This window comes from Desulfovibrio aminophilus DSM 12254, assembly GCF_000422565.1.
In the GTDB taxonomy this organism is placed as follows: Bacteria; Desulfobacterota; Desulfovibrionia; order Desulfovibrionales; family Desulfovibrionaceae; genus Aminidesulfovibrio; species Aminidesulfovibrio aminophilus.
In genome coordinates, this window is sequence record NZ_AUMA01000003.1 from 260,779 (window position 1) to 277,017 (window position 16,239).

The window sequence follows — 16,239 nt, forward strand, 5'->3', positions numbered from 1 at the left end:
GTCTGGGGTTGGTGGTCGTTCCACCGGCCCCTTTCGCGTCTGCGGCCTCTGGCGGCCCGTCTGCCGGCTCCAAGCGCCCGGGGCGCTCCCGCACGTCCCGGCCTCGCCTTCGGCTCGCCCTGGACCCCCGGGCGGAGAGGGAAGGTGGGATTCATTTGGGATCCCGGCGCTGCGGGCTGGTATCCATCTTGGTCCTGAAGTGCTCGAATGCGATGCCGATCTTGGACTGGAGCGTTTCACGCCTGGCAGCGGCCCCTCGCTCAGACTCCTTGAGGACTTCGGCCGAGAGCTCCTCGATGAATGTCATGGCCTGGTCTTCGGTGAGATAGCGGCCGCCAATTGGGCCCGCTTCGGATTTTGCGTGAGACTTTTGGACAATATTTTCAATCGGTTGGCTTACTTTTTCGCTCGTCAGCCCTGTTTCTTTGAAATCTTGTGGCCTTTGGGTCGGCCACCGCCAAACTGCTTGTTGAGGTAGTAGTCCAGGGTCGCTTCGGCGGCTATGACGTATGTCTTTCCGACCCGATCAGCGCGAAGCTTCCCTTTTTTGAGATCCCGCTGCACCACGAGGAGATTGAGTCCCAGCTCTTTGGCTACTTCCGCCGATGCGAGGAGTTTCCGGCCCGGGCCCTCGCGCAGCAAAAGCCTCGCGTTCTCGCGCGAGATATTCCCGGCTTTGGCCTTCATCACAATCTCAGCCCACAGACTCATCGCTCTTCCCGCCCTACCACCTGGAGGATGCTGCTCTTTTTCTTGATAATTTCTTCCCCGTCTTCGAAGACGACATAGACGCGTTCGCCTGAAAAATATAGGTCCACGCCCTCAGCCTCGTATTCCTCGGCCACGAACTTTCCACCCCGCCTGCTCCATTCATTCCAGACGATGGTCACGTTTTCCCTGCACTCCATCCCCGCCCTGCGCTTCTCCTTCCTCTTTTGCAGCCGGGCGGCTTCCTTCTTGGCCTCTTCGTCCCGGTGCTCTTGCTCCAGGCGGGCTTCCTCGGCCTGGCGTTCGGCCTTCTTCTTGGACTCGTTCCTCTGGCGCTCATTCTCCTGGGCCAGCCTGGCGACCTCTTCCTCGGTGGGGAGCTGGATCAGGTGGGCCTCAATCCAGGCCTCCTTGAGGCCGCGAGGCCAGACCTGGGACGGGACGGGGAGGCGCCGCGCCCCGAATCTCCTGTTGCTCCTCTCGCTCGTTCTCTCCAGACCCTTTTTCACGAGCCAGCCCGGGCAGTAGTGCTCGCGGCCCTCCTGGTGCAGTTGGGACTTGGGCGCCCAAAAGGTGCAGTTGTGCTCCTGGCGCTCCACGTCATGTTCCTTTCGCCTCTCCTCCTCATTCTCAAGCAGACAAGGGATCGAGCACTGCACGCTTTTGCCCCCTGTGCTCTCTTTTTTGCCGACCTTCACCAGGAGCCAGCCACCTTTTTTTTCACACATGTCTTTTTCAATCTCGTCGGCCCGCTGGACGATGTTTTCCTTCAGGGCCGCCAGGGCCTCGAGTGTGGGGGAGTGGAGGTCGAGGCTGGAAAAGTCGAATAGGTCCCTCCCGGCCCAGCCCTTCCCGCGAACATCAACAAAATCCGAGGCCGTCTGAGGGAGAACGTCTTCCAATGCAAACACACCAAAAACTATTGTCTTTCTCGCGATCAGCTTGGCCATGTTTTTCCTCCTCTTGTTAGAGATAATAGTATGCCGTCGCATATATTTTGTCAAGTCGGCCTAATCCTTCCTTGAGAGGGCGCGGTCCGGGGCTGGTGGTCGATCCTCCGGCCCCTTTCGCGTTTGCGGCCGCTGGCGGCCCGTCTGCCGGCTCCAAGCGCCCGGGGCGCTCCGCACGTCCCGGCCTCGCCTCCGGCTCGTCCTGGACCCCCGGGCGGGGAAGGAAGGTGGGATTCATTTGGGATCCCTGCTCTGCGGGCTGGTATCCATCTTGGCCCTGAAGTGCTCAAAGGCGATGCCGATCTTGGACTGGAGCGTTTCACGCCTGGCGGCCGCCCCGCGCTCAGACTCCTTGAGGACTTCGGCCGAGAGCTCCTCAATGAATGTCATGGCCTGGTCTTCGGTGAGATAGCGGCCGCCGATTGGGCCAGCTTCGAATTTTGCGTGAGACTTTAGCACAATGTTTTCAATCGGTTGGCCTAGTTTTTCGCTCGACAGACCTTGTTTTGAAACAAGGTCGGCCGTCCGGTCTTTGGGAAAGCCCAGAAGCGCATCCATGCCTGCGGCCCGGAGCACCGGCCCCTCGCCCTGCTTGATGTCCATGTGCCGCAGCAGGTCGAGCACCTGTCCGCCGGGACTTCTGACGAATTTTGCGCGTTTTACTTGGACAATTTTTTCAATGTGTTGAGGTGAAAACGCGATACGGTCCAGGCCAGCTCGTCAGCAGCCGGGCCCCCTCGGCCTTGGCCTGGTTCGCGGCCTGGGCCTTGCCCAGCCGGCGGGCGCGCTGGCGGAAGGGATTGGTGTCGACCCGGGTCTCGAAATGCTCGAAAGCGGCGGCCACAGCCGCCTTCAGCTCCTCGCGAGGGGCGGGGAGGTAGGGCTGCGGATCGTCCGGCCCGGCGCTTTTTTCCAAGAAAGCTCCCACCTGATCGGAAGCGTAAAACCTATTACTTGGCCCTCCCCCCTGGGGACGGGTTGATGATGCGCTTGAACCATGGTCCAGAGTAATTTCAATAGGTTGATTTAGTTCCGCGTGGTCAACTTTCTTCTCCTCCGCATCGCGGTTCACATGCTTCGCCTGCTTCCCCAACAGGTCCGCAAGGCCCCGGTCCCGCAAAAGCACGCCCCTGTCCGCGTCCACGACCATGTGGCGCAGGAGATTGTCCACCCTGGGGTTGCCCGTGGCGACCGCCCGGGGGATCCCCGGCAAGCCGGACTCGCCGGCCACGAGCTGCACCACGTTCATGGCGCCGCCCAGCTCGCCCAGGCGTTCGTCCAGCCCTTTCCGGGAGGAGATCAGGTCCTGGCCGCGTTCGACCATAGGGCCCATGGCCACCAGGGCGTCCCTCCGGCGGGCCAGATCCCGGGCCTGCCGCTCTCCCTCGATCTGGGCCCGGACCGGGCTCGTGTCCATGCGCGGGTCGCGGCGGCCGCATTCTGGGAGCTATTGAGCGCTAACGTATGGCCAGGCGGCCGGACCCCCTTCGGGGGAGGGAGCGGCCTCCAAATTTGCCCCGCGTTGCGTCGAGGTCTGGACTTTTGCTTTAGCATGCCCTATCTCGCATCTACGATCCTCGGGCCATTTCCGGGCCTTCCAGGGGGTCATTTTCAAGCAGCCTCCACTGCAGACCTCGCAAGAATCTCGCAAGAATCACGCAATGTATCATTTCTGCACCACAACTGTAATTTTAGTGCAGTATGCTGCACATGCGCGATTCTGCGCGATTCATCAATCTACCTGTGAAGAGTCGGGACAAAGTCTAGATAATGCACTGTGAGCTGTGTTGCATGGGTCAAAATGTGTCCCCGTCGTCCATATGGTCCTGTGTCAGCCGCAAGCGGCCCTGTACTGCATCGCTCGTGTCGTGCATAGTCGGCATGCTGCATCCGTCTTGAATGCTTTCCGCGCGGCTCTTCCGCGCCGAAGGCGCGTGCGGGAGCGGAGCGCGGCTCTTCACCCGTTCTTGGCGGTCTTCAGGCCCGGCCCTGCGCCGGGCTCTTTCCAGGCACCGGGCTCCTCAAAGCGGTCCTTAGGAGCCCGCATAAGGCGCAAAAAAAGCCCCCCGAAGGGGGCTCTGGAGGGGGGCGGGATGGCTATTCCTCCCGGTCGTGCCAGGCCTGCACGGCTTCCCGCTGCGAGTCGTTCAAGCGGAAGCTCCAGGCCTTCCAGGGGGCGTTCCGCCAACCCTCGGGAGCCTCGTCCTAGCGATCCAAGGCCATGGCGCACATGATGAGCTCCGAGGTACTGCCTTCCATCTGCTCCCTGTCCGCATGTCTTTCAGGGAGTGGCCGCTTTCGTCCGCCCACAAACCCGCCAACGGCTCGGAGACGAGTTCCCTCTCTGCGCGAAGCCTTCCCTTCAGCGTTCTTCACGATTTCATCTCCCCTTTTTTTAATGGGAAACCCTTTGCGCTTCGGCGCGGTCCCTCCAGTCCACGATGTTCCTGTTCATCTCTTCATGGGCCCGCGCGGACTGGTCCTGCGCCATCATGTAGGCGACCTGCTGCTGCAGCACCAACTGCCGCTTCGAAACCTCGAGCAATGTCCCCATTATCATGGCGAGTTCCTGCAAAAGGGCGCGTTCTTCTTTCTGCACGAGTCCCGTGTACCAGTTCACGTTGGCGAACCGGGTGTCGGTCAATAGATTGATGAGCGACATCGCCGACAGGCCATCGGAATTGATATAGGGGCAGGCGCCTTCACGCCCCATGGCCTGCCACTCCTCCTGCGCCCAAGTCTTCAGGGTCGTGTAGGCCGGTGCATTGGCCGCCAGGATGTCGGCCTGAACCTTCTGGGGGACGGCGAGCCGGGCCTCCTTGACCCTGAGCAGCCGTTCATAGGCCCTGCCCTCATCCGAATTTTTCGCCGTCCCGGACAGCTGCCTGTCCGGGAACGGATTGCTGACCAGATTGCTCAAGATGAAGCCCTGGCCAAGCTGCTCGCTCGTGAGAACGCCGTTCTCCGGAAACACCACCGATCCGTTGAGGGACTCGGGGGGCAGCTCATCCATTTCATCCAGTCGCTGTTTCTGGTCCTGCCAGGAGGCGGCCCGGTTTCTGCCGGCGGATCGGCTCGCCAATTCCTTGGCCACGCCGGCCTCGGTCTCCTTGCCTAGGGTGACTCCGGCCCCGAGGGTCGGGGAACCGCAGGCGGAATCGGGCCGGCTGCGCAACGCGCTGCCGAATTTCGCGTAGTTCTGGTTCAGCTGCCTCTCCGCGGCCTGCGCCTTGAACAGTTCGATGAGCAGCGTGTTCTGACTTTGGAACTCCTGGTGGGTGACCTCGGTGTTCCGCTTGACCTCCTGTTCCAACACCCGGCCGACCTCTCTGATGGCCTCGATGATGGAGGAGCCCATCCAGTTGAGTTCCGAAGTTGTGGCGATCTCGCCGCTGCCGCAATCGCCCGTCACATACGTTCCACCGAACGCCTGTCCGGTGGAGATCACCATGGACAGGACCACGATGCACGCCTTTCTCCAGCTCATTTTTCCCCTCCCTTGGGTCATGCCTTTTCTTCCTTGTCGATGCGCGGTCGGGCGGGCCGCAACTCGCGGCTGCGCCGTCGCCAGAGCCAGACCAACGCAGCCATGCCCGCGCCGCTGAACAAGGCCCCGCTCAGGCCCAGGGGCCAGGAGTATTCCTGAGGGCCGCGCTCTTTCTGCATCGCGATTTCAGGCAAGCCCATGGCCTTCAGCTGGGCCCGCTCATCCTCGGGCAGGCCCGAACTCAGGCCCAGGAGCATGGCCGCCAGAACCAGGAGCGCGGCCAGGCCCATTCCCTTCTTCTTCCTCGGCTTCGCCTCGGCGGCCCGGGATGTCTGCCTCTTATCCCAAAGCTCCGCAGCCAGGGTCGCCAGGCTGAAGAACAGAGTCAGAATGGCCAGGGGCCTTTTGGAGGCGGGCTCCAAACCGACAGTGGCCATGTCCCAGGCCCAAAGCGCGATGCCGACCAGGACGGCCATGCCGAAAAGCCAAACCACGATGCGCTTCACTCTCAACATACCGCCCCCGGTTTGACGTGCCGCAACGTCTTTCATCTCAGTCCTCCTATGTCCGGTAGAGGTGTTCATCGGCCCGGGCCTGCCAGTAACCCACCCAAAACCCGAATTCCGGGCTCCGGCGGGCCTCGGCGTCGGCCATGGCCAGGATCCGGCCCGATGCTTCCAGGTCCGGCTCCAGGGTGGCCAGGCCGGCCATGTCCAGCCGGTCCTCCAATTCCTCGGCATTCAGCTGCCCGCTCCCGGCGGGCCTGGGCAGCAAGTTTTCAAACCACATCTCACTCATATGCATTCTCCTCCAATGTTGTGGTTGGCGTTGTGGTCACGTTGTGGAATCGTTGTTCTTGCGTTGTGGACTTGCGGGAACGTCCACTGAAGTCATGGCAAGGTCGTCATCACTGACCTTGACGCCGCTCTGGCCGTTATCGCGCGAGGGCGCCTGCCCCGCCCCAACGCCTGCCCGGCCGCCCACGCCCGCGGCGTGCTCGGACTTCGCGATCACGCCCGCAAACGTGTGTGAGGTACGCGCCTCATCCGAGGCCTCACCCAGGTCGTGACGCTGCTGGCCGATCCAGCAGATGACGCGTTCCGGCAGCCAGGTGATAAGCCCGAAGATCTTGTGGCTCAGGACCACGAAAAGGCCGCCCAGGATCACGGTCAGGGCCACGGTGGAGATGAGGCCGCGGGGATCCTCGACACTGAGCCCGGCCGCGAAGGTCGAGAATCCGGCGCCAACGAACGCGCCCACGGTCTTGATGAGCGCCAGGGCTGCCACCAGTCCCGCCACCATGAGCATGGGACGGATCAGGATGCCCAAGTAAAGCATGTAGCCCTGCCGAGCCCGCTCGCCGGCCAAACCCTCGCCCTCTGGCAGGGCATGGGCGGCCACCCAAAGAGGCGCGGCCACCAGGGATTCCACGACCACGACGAGCCAGCTGACCACGGCGCAGATCCAAAGGATATAAGGGATTGAAGGCAGGTAGTAGGCCAGGAAGAACCCCAGACCCATGAGGCTGATGAGAGCTGCCCGGACGATCCCACCGATCTCCCGGATCACGGCGGCCGCGCCGCTGACGGCGGCGTTGGAGGCTCCAAAGCTGATCAGGCCTACGGCTTTGCCGGCCAGGCTGTCACTATGGCCCTTGGCCGCGCCGGCAAGCGCCACCGCTCCCAGGTAGCCTGTGCCGGCCACCAAGCCGCCGTTGATGATGGTCCCACCAAGGTCGGCCAGGGTGATGACCGGATCTCCGGAACCCATCCGCCGGGCGACCGCATCCACCTGCCAGGTCACGGCGCGGCCAAAGAATTGATAGAGCCGATCGTTCCAGGCATCGCCGCCGCCAGTCTGTGCCGCCGCGATGCGTGCCGCCTGGATCATCTTCGCGTAGGAATCCGCGCGTACCAACGCCCCTGAAACAAGCTCCCCCGGAAGCCCAGGGAGAATCCCGGGGATGTTCGGTTCCTGCATGGTCGGGGTCGCGAGAACCACCCGGCGAGCCCGCTCGTGCAGGCGGGAAATCGTCCAGTAATAGCTCCCTGCTGAAGCCCAACCGTCAATCTTGGCCTGATTGGCGAACTGCCGCAGGTCCTGAACGAGTTGGGAGTTTTGGGCTTGCAGCCAGGCGCCCAGATGGGGGATCACGGCCGCATCGTGGGCCTCAACCGCCCTCAGAAAGTCACTCGCGGAAGGCACTTGCTGGTCAGGGTCCGCCAGCCGTGCGGCCAGGGAGTCCATTTCCTGGGCCAGGCGCGTCAGGGCCGTGAGCCGGGTCTGGCAAACCTCGTTTTTGCCGCCCGGGCAGGGCAGGTGGATCCGGCCGAACTCGCCCGAGTCGTAGCCTCCGGTGGGAAGGAACGTCAGAATGTAGGCCCCGCCTTCTCCCCCGGGGACAAACTCATAGGAAAGCAGCTCGCCGCGCTCCTCGTGCTGGTCAGAAAGCGCCTTGGCGCGTGCCCATGTGCGGGCCCGCAGAATTCCGCCGGCCACCTGCCGGGTGGATTCCTCCACGCTGGCCGGAGCCTCGGCCACGACCATGCCGCCCGAGTCCACGAGTTTGTCCAGCACAAGGGCCCAGCCGGTGTTGGCCATGGCGATGGACTGCCCCAAAGTCCACAGCAGGGCCATTTGCATGAGGCTGATGCCACCCGGGCCGACAGGGGCAAGCAGGGATGTTGAAAAAGCAAGCCTGAGCGGTGTCCAGAAGGTGTGATAGGCTCGGCCCAGCGGGCGGCCATCGTGGGCCGTCCCGACGATTCCCCGAGTCATTATCCAAAGCAACAAAATCGAGACGGCGGCCAGGGCGATCGCGTTGAAGTAGCCGAGCAGGTTGAACAGGATGTTGGTCGCCGCGGCCGCCCCATCCCCCGGCACCAGGGCCTCCCAACCGGCCCCGAAGAGAGTATCCAGAAGTCGAACTGACGCGTCGTCCGGGCGCGGCACCGTCACATCAGACAGGCTCATATCCACCACCTCCATTTCCTTTTTTGCCCCTGCGCGCAGGGGATTCACGAAGGAGTCCAGCGGCCCGCCCCGTTGGAACCTTTTCTACCCCTGCACGCAGGGGGTTCACGAAGGGAGCGGAGAGCCGGTCAAAATGGTGTATTTTCTACCCCTGCACGCAGGGGGTTCACGATGACGCGCGAAAGACAAAATTTCTACCCCTGCACGCAGGGGGTTCACGTCGTCTCCTTGGCGCGCGGAAAAGCCTCCAACTTTCTACCCCCGCACGCAGGGAGCGCTCAGGGCGTCATCTCCATCTCCTGGTCCATCCCCTGTTCGGGCCCCAGGACCGGGCGGCCGTCCGGCCGCTGTGGCGCGTCCAGAAGCGGACCGTATTTGTAAACTTGTGACTCTTGTACCATATATTTTTGATCTGCACAATGTACTTTTTTATTTTTGTTTGGTGTTTGTTCTTTTATGCAATAATCCAAAGACGTGTCTTTCTGTCTAAGTGCGGACATTTGCTTGATAGTATCAAGAATATTTGAATGTAACGTTTTGTCCTTTCCAAGACACTGAATGACTTCTCTCTCGGCATCCTGCCGTTCAACATAGATTTGAGCCGTCTTGCGATGGCGGCTCATCTGCACGTAGGAAAGTTCGCGCGAGGCCATGCTTCCGCCCGCCAGGACGTGGGCGTGATCAACCGTCACGCCCTGGGCCTTGTGCGTGGTCACGGCGTAGCCGTGGGCCAGGGCCTGGTAGTCGGCCAACGGCACGCGGGTTTCCGCGCCCGAGTCCAGGCGCACCAGGAGGGAATGCGCGCCGGGCGCGCCGGTGATGGTCTTGATGGTCCCAAGGGTGCCGTTGGAGACCGCGAACTTGCGGTTGTTGCGGGTGAAAAGGATCCGCTCTCCCTCGGCCAGCCGGAGCCTGCCGCTGGTGGTCTCGGCCTCGATCTCAACCGCTCCAAGGCGGCCCTGCGCCTTCAGCTCCGCGCGGGCCGCCCGATTCAGGGCGGCCACTTCGGCTCTGGTGCCGGCCAGCATGATGTGTTTTTCAAAGCCGTCCCGGGTCACGCCTTCGCAGTAAGCCCCGGCCATGGACTGGATCGCGGCCGTGCGGTTCTCCTCGATGTGCAGCAAGCCCCGCTCGGCGTAGGCGGCCAATCCCTCGGCCGCGCGGCCGTCGGCAAAGTCCCGCACGGCCTGGACGGCCCAGCCTTCGCGTTGCCGCCGGATTTCATCCATCTCCACCGCCCCCAGGCGCGCGGCGAGTGCGCGAAACGCGCCGCCCGCATCGATGGGCTGAAGCTGTCTCGCATCGCCCACCAGCACGACTTTCGCGCCTGTCTCCCGGGCGCGCTCCAGGAGCGTGGCCATCTGGCGCGAGCCGACCATGCCGGCCTCGTCCACCACGAGCACGGTCCGGGAGTCCAGGAGCGGTGCGGCCCCTGGGGAAGCCGGGGCCTCCAGGCCCTGGAGCAGGGAGTGGATGGTCTGGGACTTGATGCCGCTGCCTTCCTCGAGCCCGGCGGCGGCCTTGCCCGCCAGGGTCGCGCCACGGACGTGGTAGCCGCCCGCCTCCCAGGCCGCGCAGGCCGCGCCCAGCATGTAGGATTTGCCCGCGCCGGCCATGCCCTGCACGCAGGTCACGCCGTCGGGGCCCATGATGTGGGTGAGGGCCCGGTCCTGTTCCCGGGTCAGGGTCCGGGCGGCCCGGGCCGCGGCCATGGCGGCCGGGGTCACCTGGTGACGAGCTTCGCCGCGCCGGGCTTGGGCGTCTGCGGCCAGACCACGTTCCAGGTCCAACATTTCGCGGCTGGTGTAGCGGGTTTCCCCGTTGGCGGCCTGCAGGTGGATCAGGTCGGGATGTTGCAGAAATTCGTCCACGGCTTGCTGGATTCCGGCCGCGTCCAGAATGCCCTGGCCCTCCACGGCCAGGAGCCGGTAGACGTCCGCCGCGCGGACGGTCGAGGCCTGGGCCGTCAGGGCGGCCAGGAGTTCGGCCGCGGTGGGCATCTGGCGGGGCTCAGCCGTGGCCGCTTGGGCGGCCTCCAAGATTTCCGGCGTCCAGCCCAGATCCCGGGCCCGGGTCTGCCACTCCTCGAAGAGTTCCGCACGGGGCCGGGCCTCCTTGGCCCTGCGGGTATCCAGGGCCGCCACCTCGGCCGCGCGGGCGGAACCCAGACCTGCCTCCTCCAAGGCGTCTTCGATCTGCTCCCGGCGTTGGCTGAAGGCCGCGCAGATTTCGGCGGGCACGCCGGCCACGGCGAAAGAGTCCCCATCCCGTTCCACCTGGAAGCCCAGGGTCTGCACCTGGGTGGCAAGCTCGGCTCGGTAGATGGCGCCCGCCGCCATTTTGTGCCGGTACATCTCGCAGGGTTCCAGGCTGCCCCAGGATCCATCCTGACGAGGGGCCAGGTTGGCGATCAAGCAATGCGTGTGCAGCTGGGGATCTTGTTCCCTGCTGGTCCCGTGTTCGAACGTCGCCGCGATGATCCCCGCGGGCCGCTCCTGTTCCTGCCCGCCATGGCCTCGGCGAGAGAGGGCGGCGTTGCGTTCCAGGTGCTCCAGAGCTGATGCCACGGCCTTGGCCTGGGCCGCCTGCAGGGCCCGGCGCAGGTCTTCCGGGGCTTGGCTCCAGACCACGCTCACGGACTTGGGCGCGGAGAAGCAAAAATCCCAGCCCGGCCGATGGTCCGGGCCCGCGCCCTGGACCAGGGCCGACCGGCTGTCCGGGTCCAGCCCCTGAAGCACGGCCCGCAGATCCTCGGCCACGACCTGGCCGCCGGCCATGGTCAGGCCCAGGGCCTCCGCTCCTTGCCCGATCCAGCGGCCGGGGGGCTCGCCCCCCGCCAGGTAGTAGTCTTCCCGCGCCAGGTTGAGCCAGTAGCTTCCAGCATCGTAGCTTCCAGCGTCACCGTCAGAGGACATTTTGGCGATGGACAGCATGGCCTACTCCTTCTTCTGGTCCCAACGTCCGAGGATGAAATCTCTGAAAAACATGAAACGGCGGTTGGCCAGAACCACGTAACGGTAATAGGTGGTGACGATTCCCGTGACGCAAACCAGGGACAGGATCACCAGATACATTGCGCGCAGGGTTGGGCTGCTCGGGCCGCTCCAGACCATGAGCCCGAGGAAAACGGCCCAGACCGCCCACCAGGTCGCGAGGGTCCAGCGCATCTCGCGGAGCACACGGGGAAGCTGCTCCTCCGTCAGGCCCCAGTGTTCCAAGACCTGGCTGAAATCCTTCAGGTCCGGGGCTCCCGGGGCATGCGGGTCGCGGCCAGCGTGCAGCCTGCGCAGGTAGGCCCAGAGGCCGCGCGAGTCCCGGCCTACCTGTGTCCAAAGAGCCTTGTGCTGGTCGATGGCCAAGCCCTGTTTCAGGGCCGAAACCGGGGTCAGGCCCCGGGCGGCTGAACGGCCAAGACGCTTGGTCAGGTCAAGAAGCTTACCCATGGTGTTCCTCCTCTTCCTCCTCGGGTTCAATCTCCCGAGGGGCACGTGGTTGGCTGATCTGTTGAATGTGCTGACCGCCATGAGCCGGCGCGGCGAGTTCGGCCGCCTTGGCGGCCAAATCGAGAAGCTCAAGCCCCGCCCCCAGGCCGGGTACAGCGACATCCAGGGCGTTTTGAGCCAGCTCTTGAATTATCTCCTCCCCGGCTTCCTCGGTCGGGCCCGGCTCCTTCTGGTCTTCAGGTCCATCCTCCTCAGGCGCCAGGAGTTCCGCCGCCGGGGCAAACTCGGCAGCCTGCATCGCTTCAGGCTGTCGGCTGCGTTCCTGGCGAGCCTGGACTGAAGGCGCCGCGGCCCGCAGATCCTCGAGATCAGGAGTCTCGGAAGCCGAATCGACCTCGGCCGCCTCCTGAACGGCCGCCTGGAGGGCGGCCTGGCTCGCGCCCGCAGCCAGGGCCGGATTCTCAATGAGCTGGGGGCGGAACTCTGACTTTGTGGGGTAGGGCCAGGTCAGGAGGTAGGCGAAGGGTCCACCCGGGAACCAGATGGCCTGGACGCCTTTCTTCACTGGGCCCAGGAGAGTGGTGATTTCGTCTGGGCGGACGACAGGCAGTTCCTCGGGCTGGTAGGCCGTGGTCCGGCCGCCGCCCTCGGACTGGGTGGCCGTCCAGCGCAGGACTCGGCGCGTGCCGATCAGCCTGGAAAGCCAGGTGGGGGTTTCCACGCCCTGGGTCCGGCAAACCACGAAACTGCCGACCATCGAGGACCAGGCATCCGCCGCATCCCGGCTGTACAGCTCGCGGATCTGGGCAACATCCTGGAAGCCCAAGACGCAGCGCAGGCCCTTCGATCTCCCGACCTCAAGGAATCCATCAAAATCATTGAGTTTTCCAAGCTGCTTGAACTCGTCCAAAAAGAGCCAGATACGTCTGGCCCGCGAATCCGGGCACCCCGGATCGCAGATGATGCTGGCCAGAGTACTGACAACCGCCTGAATGTAGGCGCGGCGCAGGGGTTTGTAGCGGCCGGAGCCCTGCAGGACGAGAGTCTGAACTGGGTGACGGGCCTCAGGGCTCTTCTGGTCCAGGATCCAGCGGCGCAAGCTCCACTTCGGCCGTCCAGCCCAGGCGTCGGCCAAGTCGCAGATGTGGCTCAGCGAAGTGCTGATGTTGATCAGGAAGCTCTGGACCGTCTTGCCTTGATGCTCAACAGCCCGAAATCCTTCAGGATAATAGGTGAAAACGATCTTTTGCAGATCCTCGAACGGCGCGCTCGCCGCGGTCAGGAGATCCTTGAAGTCCCAGTCCTGCCCCTGGGTCTGTTGAAGCATCACCAGCAGGGCCACCAGTATGGCCCTGGCGCCGTCAGCCCAAATCGGCTCCTTGGTGTCGGGAATCAGCTGCTCGGCCAAGCGCCGCGCGTCCGCGCGGTTCAGGCAATCGGCAGCCACATCCCAGGCGAGACACCTCCTGTCCCAAGGGGCAAACAGATGGCCTTCGATTGAGGAAGTGAAGTCGCCCTTATTGTCGTAAATCAGCAGCTTATCGCCACGTTCCTGGGCTTCCTGGATCAAGGGCAGCATGACGACTGTTTTGCCCCCGCCGGTCGATCCCAGGATCATCAGGTGGCGAGTCTCGCGATCCAGGGAGAGGGCGATTCGCGGATGGATGAGCACTCCCTCTCCACTGACCTTGGCCTCCTCCAGGGCCTCCGCCTGCGCCTCACGCAGCGCCTCCTTGCCCGTGAGCAGTTCACGGCCTGCCTCATGGATTTCTTCGTCTACCGGGGCCGAGAGCCGCCAGCCAAAAAGCGCCCCGAGGCTGGCCAAAATCGCCGGCAGGATCCAAAAAAGCGGGCCCAGGGTGAGCATTTTGGGGGTCAGGGGCCCCCAATTCCGCAGGGGGTCGGTCCAGGCGGCCAAGGCCGCCTTGGCCCAGAGCTTCACGCCCCAAGGCCAAGCGCCGAAGGCCTGGGCCAGCACGTAACCCAAGCCGAGGCCGAGGAGCAGGCCCAGGGCAGCCAGCAGGCCCATGAGGGCCAGGGTCGAACCGGGATCACGGACGGGTCTAAGCATGGCTTTGTCCCTGCCCTTGAATCGCCGCCTGCACCTGCTTCATGGCTTGGATGGTCGCGGCCTGGGCCGTACGACCAGCGACCTCGGCCACCTGGTCCAATCGGGCGGTAAGCCGCTCCTCCAGGGCGGCCAGGGCCTGGCCCTGGGCCTGGAGAATGGGGGTCAGGTCCACCTGGGCGGCCTGGGCCCCGGCGACTTCGAGTCGCTGAGCGGCGGAGCGCAGGAGGCCGCTCACCGTGTCGCCGCGCTCCCCTGCCAGCCGCTGAAGGTTCTCCAGGTCCGCACGCGCCAGCCAAACAGTGATGCATCTCCCACCTTTTTCCTTTTCCATTTTTTTACCTCCGACAGACTTTGATGTTGCCTGATAGCTTGAGATAGTTGTAACCCTGATAAAATTTGAGGCGCGACGACAGAATATGATATTCAACGATAGTTGCAATATCTCGTTATATTTCTTTTTATCACTATAATTACTTTATTTTTGAAAATTTTTCGGGGCACAAAGGAAGATAGTATAGGACATGCTGCGATAGTCTTTGGCGTGTTGAGCGCAATATGCCCTGGTGGTCTACGGTAGTATGTGAAACAAGAATCCAGGCCGCCCGGAGCGATAGGCTGCGATAGGCTGCGATGCTTTCCATCCCCACCAAGGGTGCGTCGGGTGTGAGGGAAACCCTCTGCCTTTGGACCTTTGGAGGGGGGCGAAGGGGGGCGAAGGGGAGGAAGGCTGGGGAGTTTCGTGCGTCCATGCCTCAGTAACATTTCTGTTGCTTTTTTGTGGACAACACTTATGTTGTGTTCATGAACGCACGTGACGCTCAACGGGAAAAAGACTCAGTTGCCGATGCACGGCGCGGCCAAGGAGCTTGGAACCGGGCTGGTGGAAAAGATATTGAAAGACCTTGGGCTCAAGTAGCCCGGAGGGACTATGTTTGCATACCCCATCGAACTGATCGCCGACGATAACGGCACGTTCCTTGTCACATGTCCGGATCTGCCGGAAGTGACCACCTTTGGTGAGGATGAGGTGGACGCGGCTTTGCGGGCGCTGGACGCCATAGAAGAGGCCGTAGCAGCACGGATCGCCGGCCGTGAGGATATTCCGCTGCCCAGCGAAGCGAAGGGACGCACTACGGTCGCCCTCCCCATTCAGGCCGGCCTCAAAATCATGCTCCACCGGGAAATGCTCGCGGAGGGTCTCCGCAAGGCGGATTTGGCGCGCAGGCTCGACGCGCACGCCCCGCAGGTGGACCGCTTGCTTGACCTTCGCCACGCCTCTCGCCTGGATCAGATGGAAAAGGCGTTCAAGGCTGTGGGCAAGCGCCTGGAGTTCCGCCTGGCGTGACCCATCGGGTCAATGTAGCCTTTCGGCCCTGGGTCTGCGGAGGATGTGGTCCAGGGCCCTCCGGCCTAGAGGGGTGAGCCCCGGGGCTTGGGCCTGGCGGGCGGCCGCCTGGCGCTCCTCCTCGCGGGCGGCCTCCAGGTGGGTCGCCTCCTGGGAAGCCTTGGCCTGGGCTAATTCCTGGGCGGCCAGGGCCTTGGGGCCGCTCCCCCGCTCCAGGGCCCTATCGATCCAGGCCAGCGGCCGGGGGATCCCCCGCCCCGCCTGCCGGGCGGCCTCGGCCGCCAAGGCCAGGGCCTCAGGCAGGCGGCCGGTCCTGGCCCAGAAGGCCAGGCGGCTGCCGAACTCCCGGGATTTTGCGGCCGAGGCCGCCAAAGTCGGCCCCAGCGCCTCGAGCATGGAAGCCTTGGCCTGGGCCAATTCCTGGGCGGTGACCAGGAGCGGATGCGCGCCGGGCTTGAATTCCTCGCCTTTCCCCTCTCCCGGGCCGCCTGCAGGGCCCGGCCTTGCGCCGGGCTCCCCCTCTTGCCTCTCCCCCAGACCAAGAGAAAGACCGGCCGGTTTTTCTCTTGAATTTAAAGCCTTTATCTTAAAACCGGATTTAAGATTATGAGGCCGGCCGCCCTGGCCCTCGCCCTGAAGGTCGCCCCTGGGGTCGCCCTTGGCCTGGACGCCCAGGGCGGCCAGGACCTCCAAGCCCTGGGCCGTGAGGATTCCCAGGGGCAGGCGGCCGCGCGAGCGTTGGAGGGCAAGGAATCCCTGGTCCTCGGCCCTGGAAAGCGCCACGCGCCAGGCCTTTTCGGAAGTCTCGGCCGGGCGGCGCAGGGGTTCGCCAGCCGCGGCCTGGAGGAGAAGATGGAGGAGATGGGCCGGAAGGGCCAGGGCCGCCCGGCGCGCGGCTTGGGCCGCGAAGCCGTCCATGGTCTAGCTCTCCTTGGCGGCCTTGCGGGGCCGCCCGCGGCGCCGGGCGCCGGGCGGGGGAGGGGGCGGAGTGGAGGAGGCACCCTCAAACTGTCTATCAAGCCAGGATTGCACATCTTTTTCCCTCCAGAACAGCCGCCCCCCTATCAGTTTGGCGGGGGGCAGATCGGCCCCCCGCGAGCGGCGGATTTCAATTCCCCGGACGGAAGTTCGTAGGTAGGCGGCTAACTCCCTGATATCAAAAATCTTTTCCATGACAGAACCCCTTGTCTTTTTGCTGTCACCTCCTTTTCATCTTTTTTTCACTGCTATTTCTTCTTCATAGTTTGAGTAGGCCGGTAGGT

At 63.8% G+C, this 16,239-nt stretch carries 16 protein-coding genes; 1 reads left to right on the forward strand and 15 read right to left on the reverse strand.

Annotation, left to right across the window (positions count from 1 at the left end):
- Positions 1-151: 151 nt before the first annotated feature.
- The 13 genes from H587_RS20445 to H587_RS0101420 form a co-directional block, all read right to left on the reverse strand.
- Complete coding sequence (locus H587_RS20445) at positions 152-307, reverse strand: hypothetical protein (RefSeq protein WP_156904412.1); 156 nt, start codon at positions 305-307, stop codon at positions 152-154.
- 104 nt (positions 308-411) lie between these two features.
- On the reverse strand, positions 412-687 hold the full coding sequence (locus H587_RS0101360) for a MerR family transcriptional regulator (RefSeq protein ID WP_156904413.1): 276 nt from the start codon (positions 685-687) through the stop codon (positions 412-414).
- 20 nt (positions 688-707) lie between these two features.
- On the reverse strand, positions 708-1,658 hold the full coding sequence (locus H587_RS0101365; RefSeq protein ID WP_027174724.1) for a hypothetical protein: 951 nt from the start codon (positions 1,656-1,658) through the stop codon (positions 708-710).
- Between the two features lie 234 nt (positions 1,659-1,892).
- The gene (locus H587_RS0101370) at positions 1,893-2,282 is read right to left on the reverse strand and encodes a hypothetical protein (protein ID WP_027174725.1); all 390 of its coding nucleotides are present in this window, start codon (positions 2,280-2,282) and stop codon (positions 1,893-1,895) included.
- 52 nt (positions 2,283-2,334) lie between these two features.
- Positions 2,335-3,075: a hypothetical protein gene (locus H587_RS0101375; protein WP_027174726.1), complete on the reverse strand. Its 741-nt coding sequence runs from the start codon at positions 3,073-3,075 to the stop codon at positions 2,335-2,337.
- Between the two features lie 978 nt (positions 3,076-4,053).
- The gene (locus tag H587_RS0101385) at positions 4,054-5,145 is read right to left on the reverse strand and encodes a hypothetical protein (RefSeq protein ID WP_156904414.1); all 1,092 of its coding nucleotides are present in this window, start codon (positions 5,143-5,145) and stop codon (positions 4,054-4,056) included.
- Positions 5,146-5,162: 17 nt separating this feature from the next.
- Positions 5,163-5,660, reverse strand: a complete 498-nt coding sequence (locus tag H587_RS0101390) for a hypothetical protein (RefSeq protein WP_027174728.1) — start codon at positions 5,658-5,660, stop codon at positions 5,163-5,165.
- A 46-nt stretch (positions 5,661-5,706) separates the two neighbouring features.
- Positions 5,707-5,943: a hypothetical protein gene (locus H587_RS0101395; protein WP_027174729.1), complete on the reverse strand. Its 237-nt coding sequence runs from the start codon at positions 5,941-5,943 to the stop codon at positions 5,707-5,709.
- 36 nt (positions 5,944-5,979) lie between these two features.
- On the reverse strand, positions 5,980-8,166 hold the full coding sequence (locus H587_RS0101400; protein ID WP_425387174.1) for a DotA/TraY family protein: 2,187 nt from the start codon (positions 8,164-8,166) through the stop codon (positions 5,980-5,982).
- 230 nt (positions 8,167-8,396) lie between these two features.
- Positions 8,397-11,051, reverse strand: a complete 2,655-nt coding sequence (mobF, locus tag H587_RS21345; protein ID WP_051202359.1) for a MobF family relaxase — start codon at positions 11,049-11,051, stop codon at positions 8,397-8,399.
- Between the two features lie 3 nt (positions 11,052-11,054).
- A complete protein-coding gene (locus H587_RS0101410; protein WP_027174731.1) occupies positions 11,055-11,561 on the reverse strand; it encodes a hypothetical protein in 507 nt (168 codons plus the stop codon).
- Positions 11,554-13,632: a type IV secretion system DNA-binding domain-containing protein gene (locus H587_RS0101415; protein WP_027174732.1), complete on the reverse strand. Its 2,079-nt coding sequence runs from the start codon at positions 13,630-13,632 to the stop codon at positions 11,554-11,556. Before H587_RS0101415 ends, H587_RS0101410 begins: the two co-directional genes overlap by 8 nt.
- Positions 13,625-13,963 carry a hypothetical protein gene (locus H587_RS0101420; protein ID WP_027174733.1) on the reverse strand — a complete coding sequence of 113 codons (339 nt, stop codon included), beginning with the start codon at positions 13,961-13,963 and terminating at the stop codon, positions 13,625-13,627. Before H587_RS0101420 ends, H587_RS0101415 begins: the two co-directional genes overlap by 8 nt.
- A 597-nt stretch (positions 13,964-14,560) precedes the next feature.
- On the opposite strand from H587_RS0101420, the gene H587_RS0101430 reads away from it, so the two are divergent.
- The gene (locus tag H587_RS0101430; RefSeq protein WP_027174734.1) at positions 14,561-14,977 is read left to right on the forward strand and encodes a type II toxin-antitoxin system HicB family antitoxin; all 417 of its coding nucleotides are present in this window, start codon (positions 14,561-14,563) and stop codon (positions 14,975-14,977) included.
- Positions 14,978-14,986: 9 nt separating this feature from the next.
- On the opposite strand, the gene H587_RS0101435 is transcribed toward H587_RS0101430, so the two are convergent.
- Both H587_RS0101435 and H587_RS21350 read right to left on the reverse strand, forming a co-directional pair.
- Positions 14,987-15,895, reverse strand: a complete 909-nt coding sequence (locus tag H587_RS0101435; RefSeq protein WP_027174735.1) for a hypothetical protein — start codon at positions 15,893-15,895, stop codon at positions 14,987-14,989.
- Positions 15,896-15,898: 3 nt separating this feature from the next.
- Positions 15,899-16,150 (reverse strand): helix-turn-helix transcriptional regulator, encoded by a 252-nt coding sequence (locus H587_RS21350; protein ID WP_156904415.1) that lies wholly within the window; start codon positions 16,148-16,150, stop codon positions 15,899-15,901.
- Between the last annotated feature and the right edge of the window lie 89 nt (positions 16,151-16,239).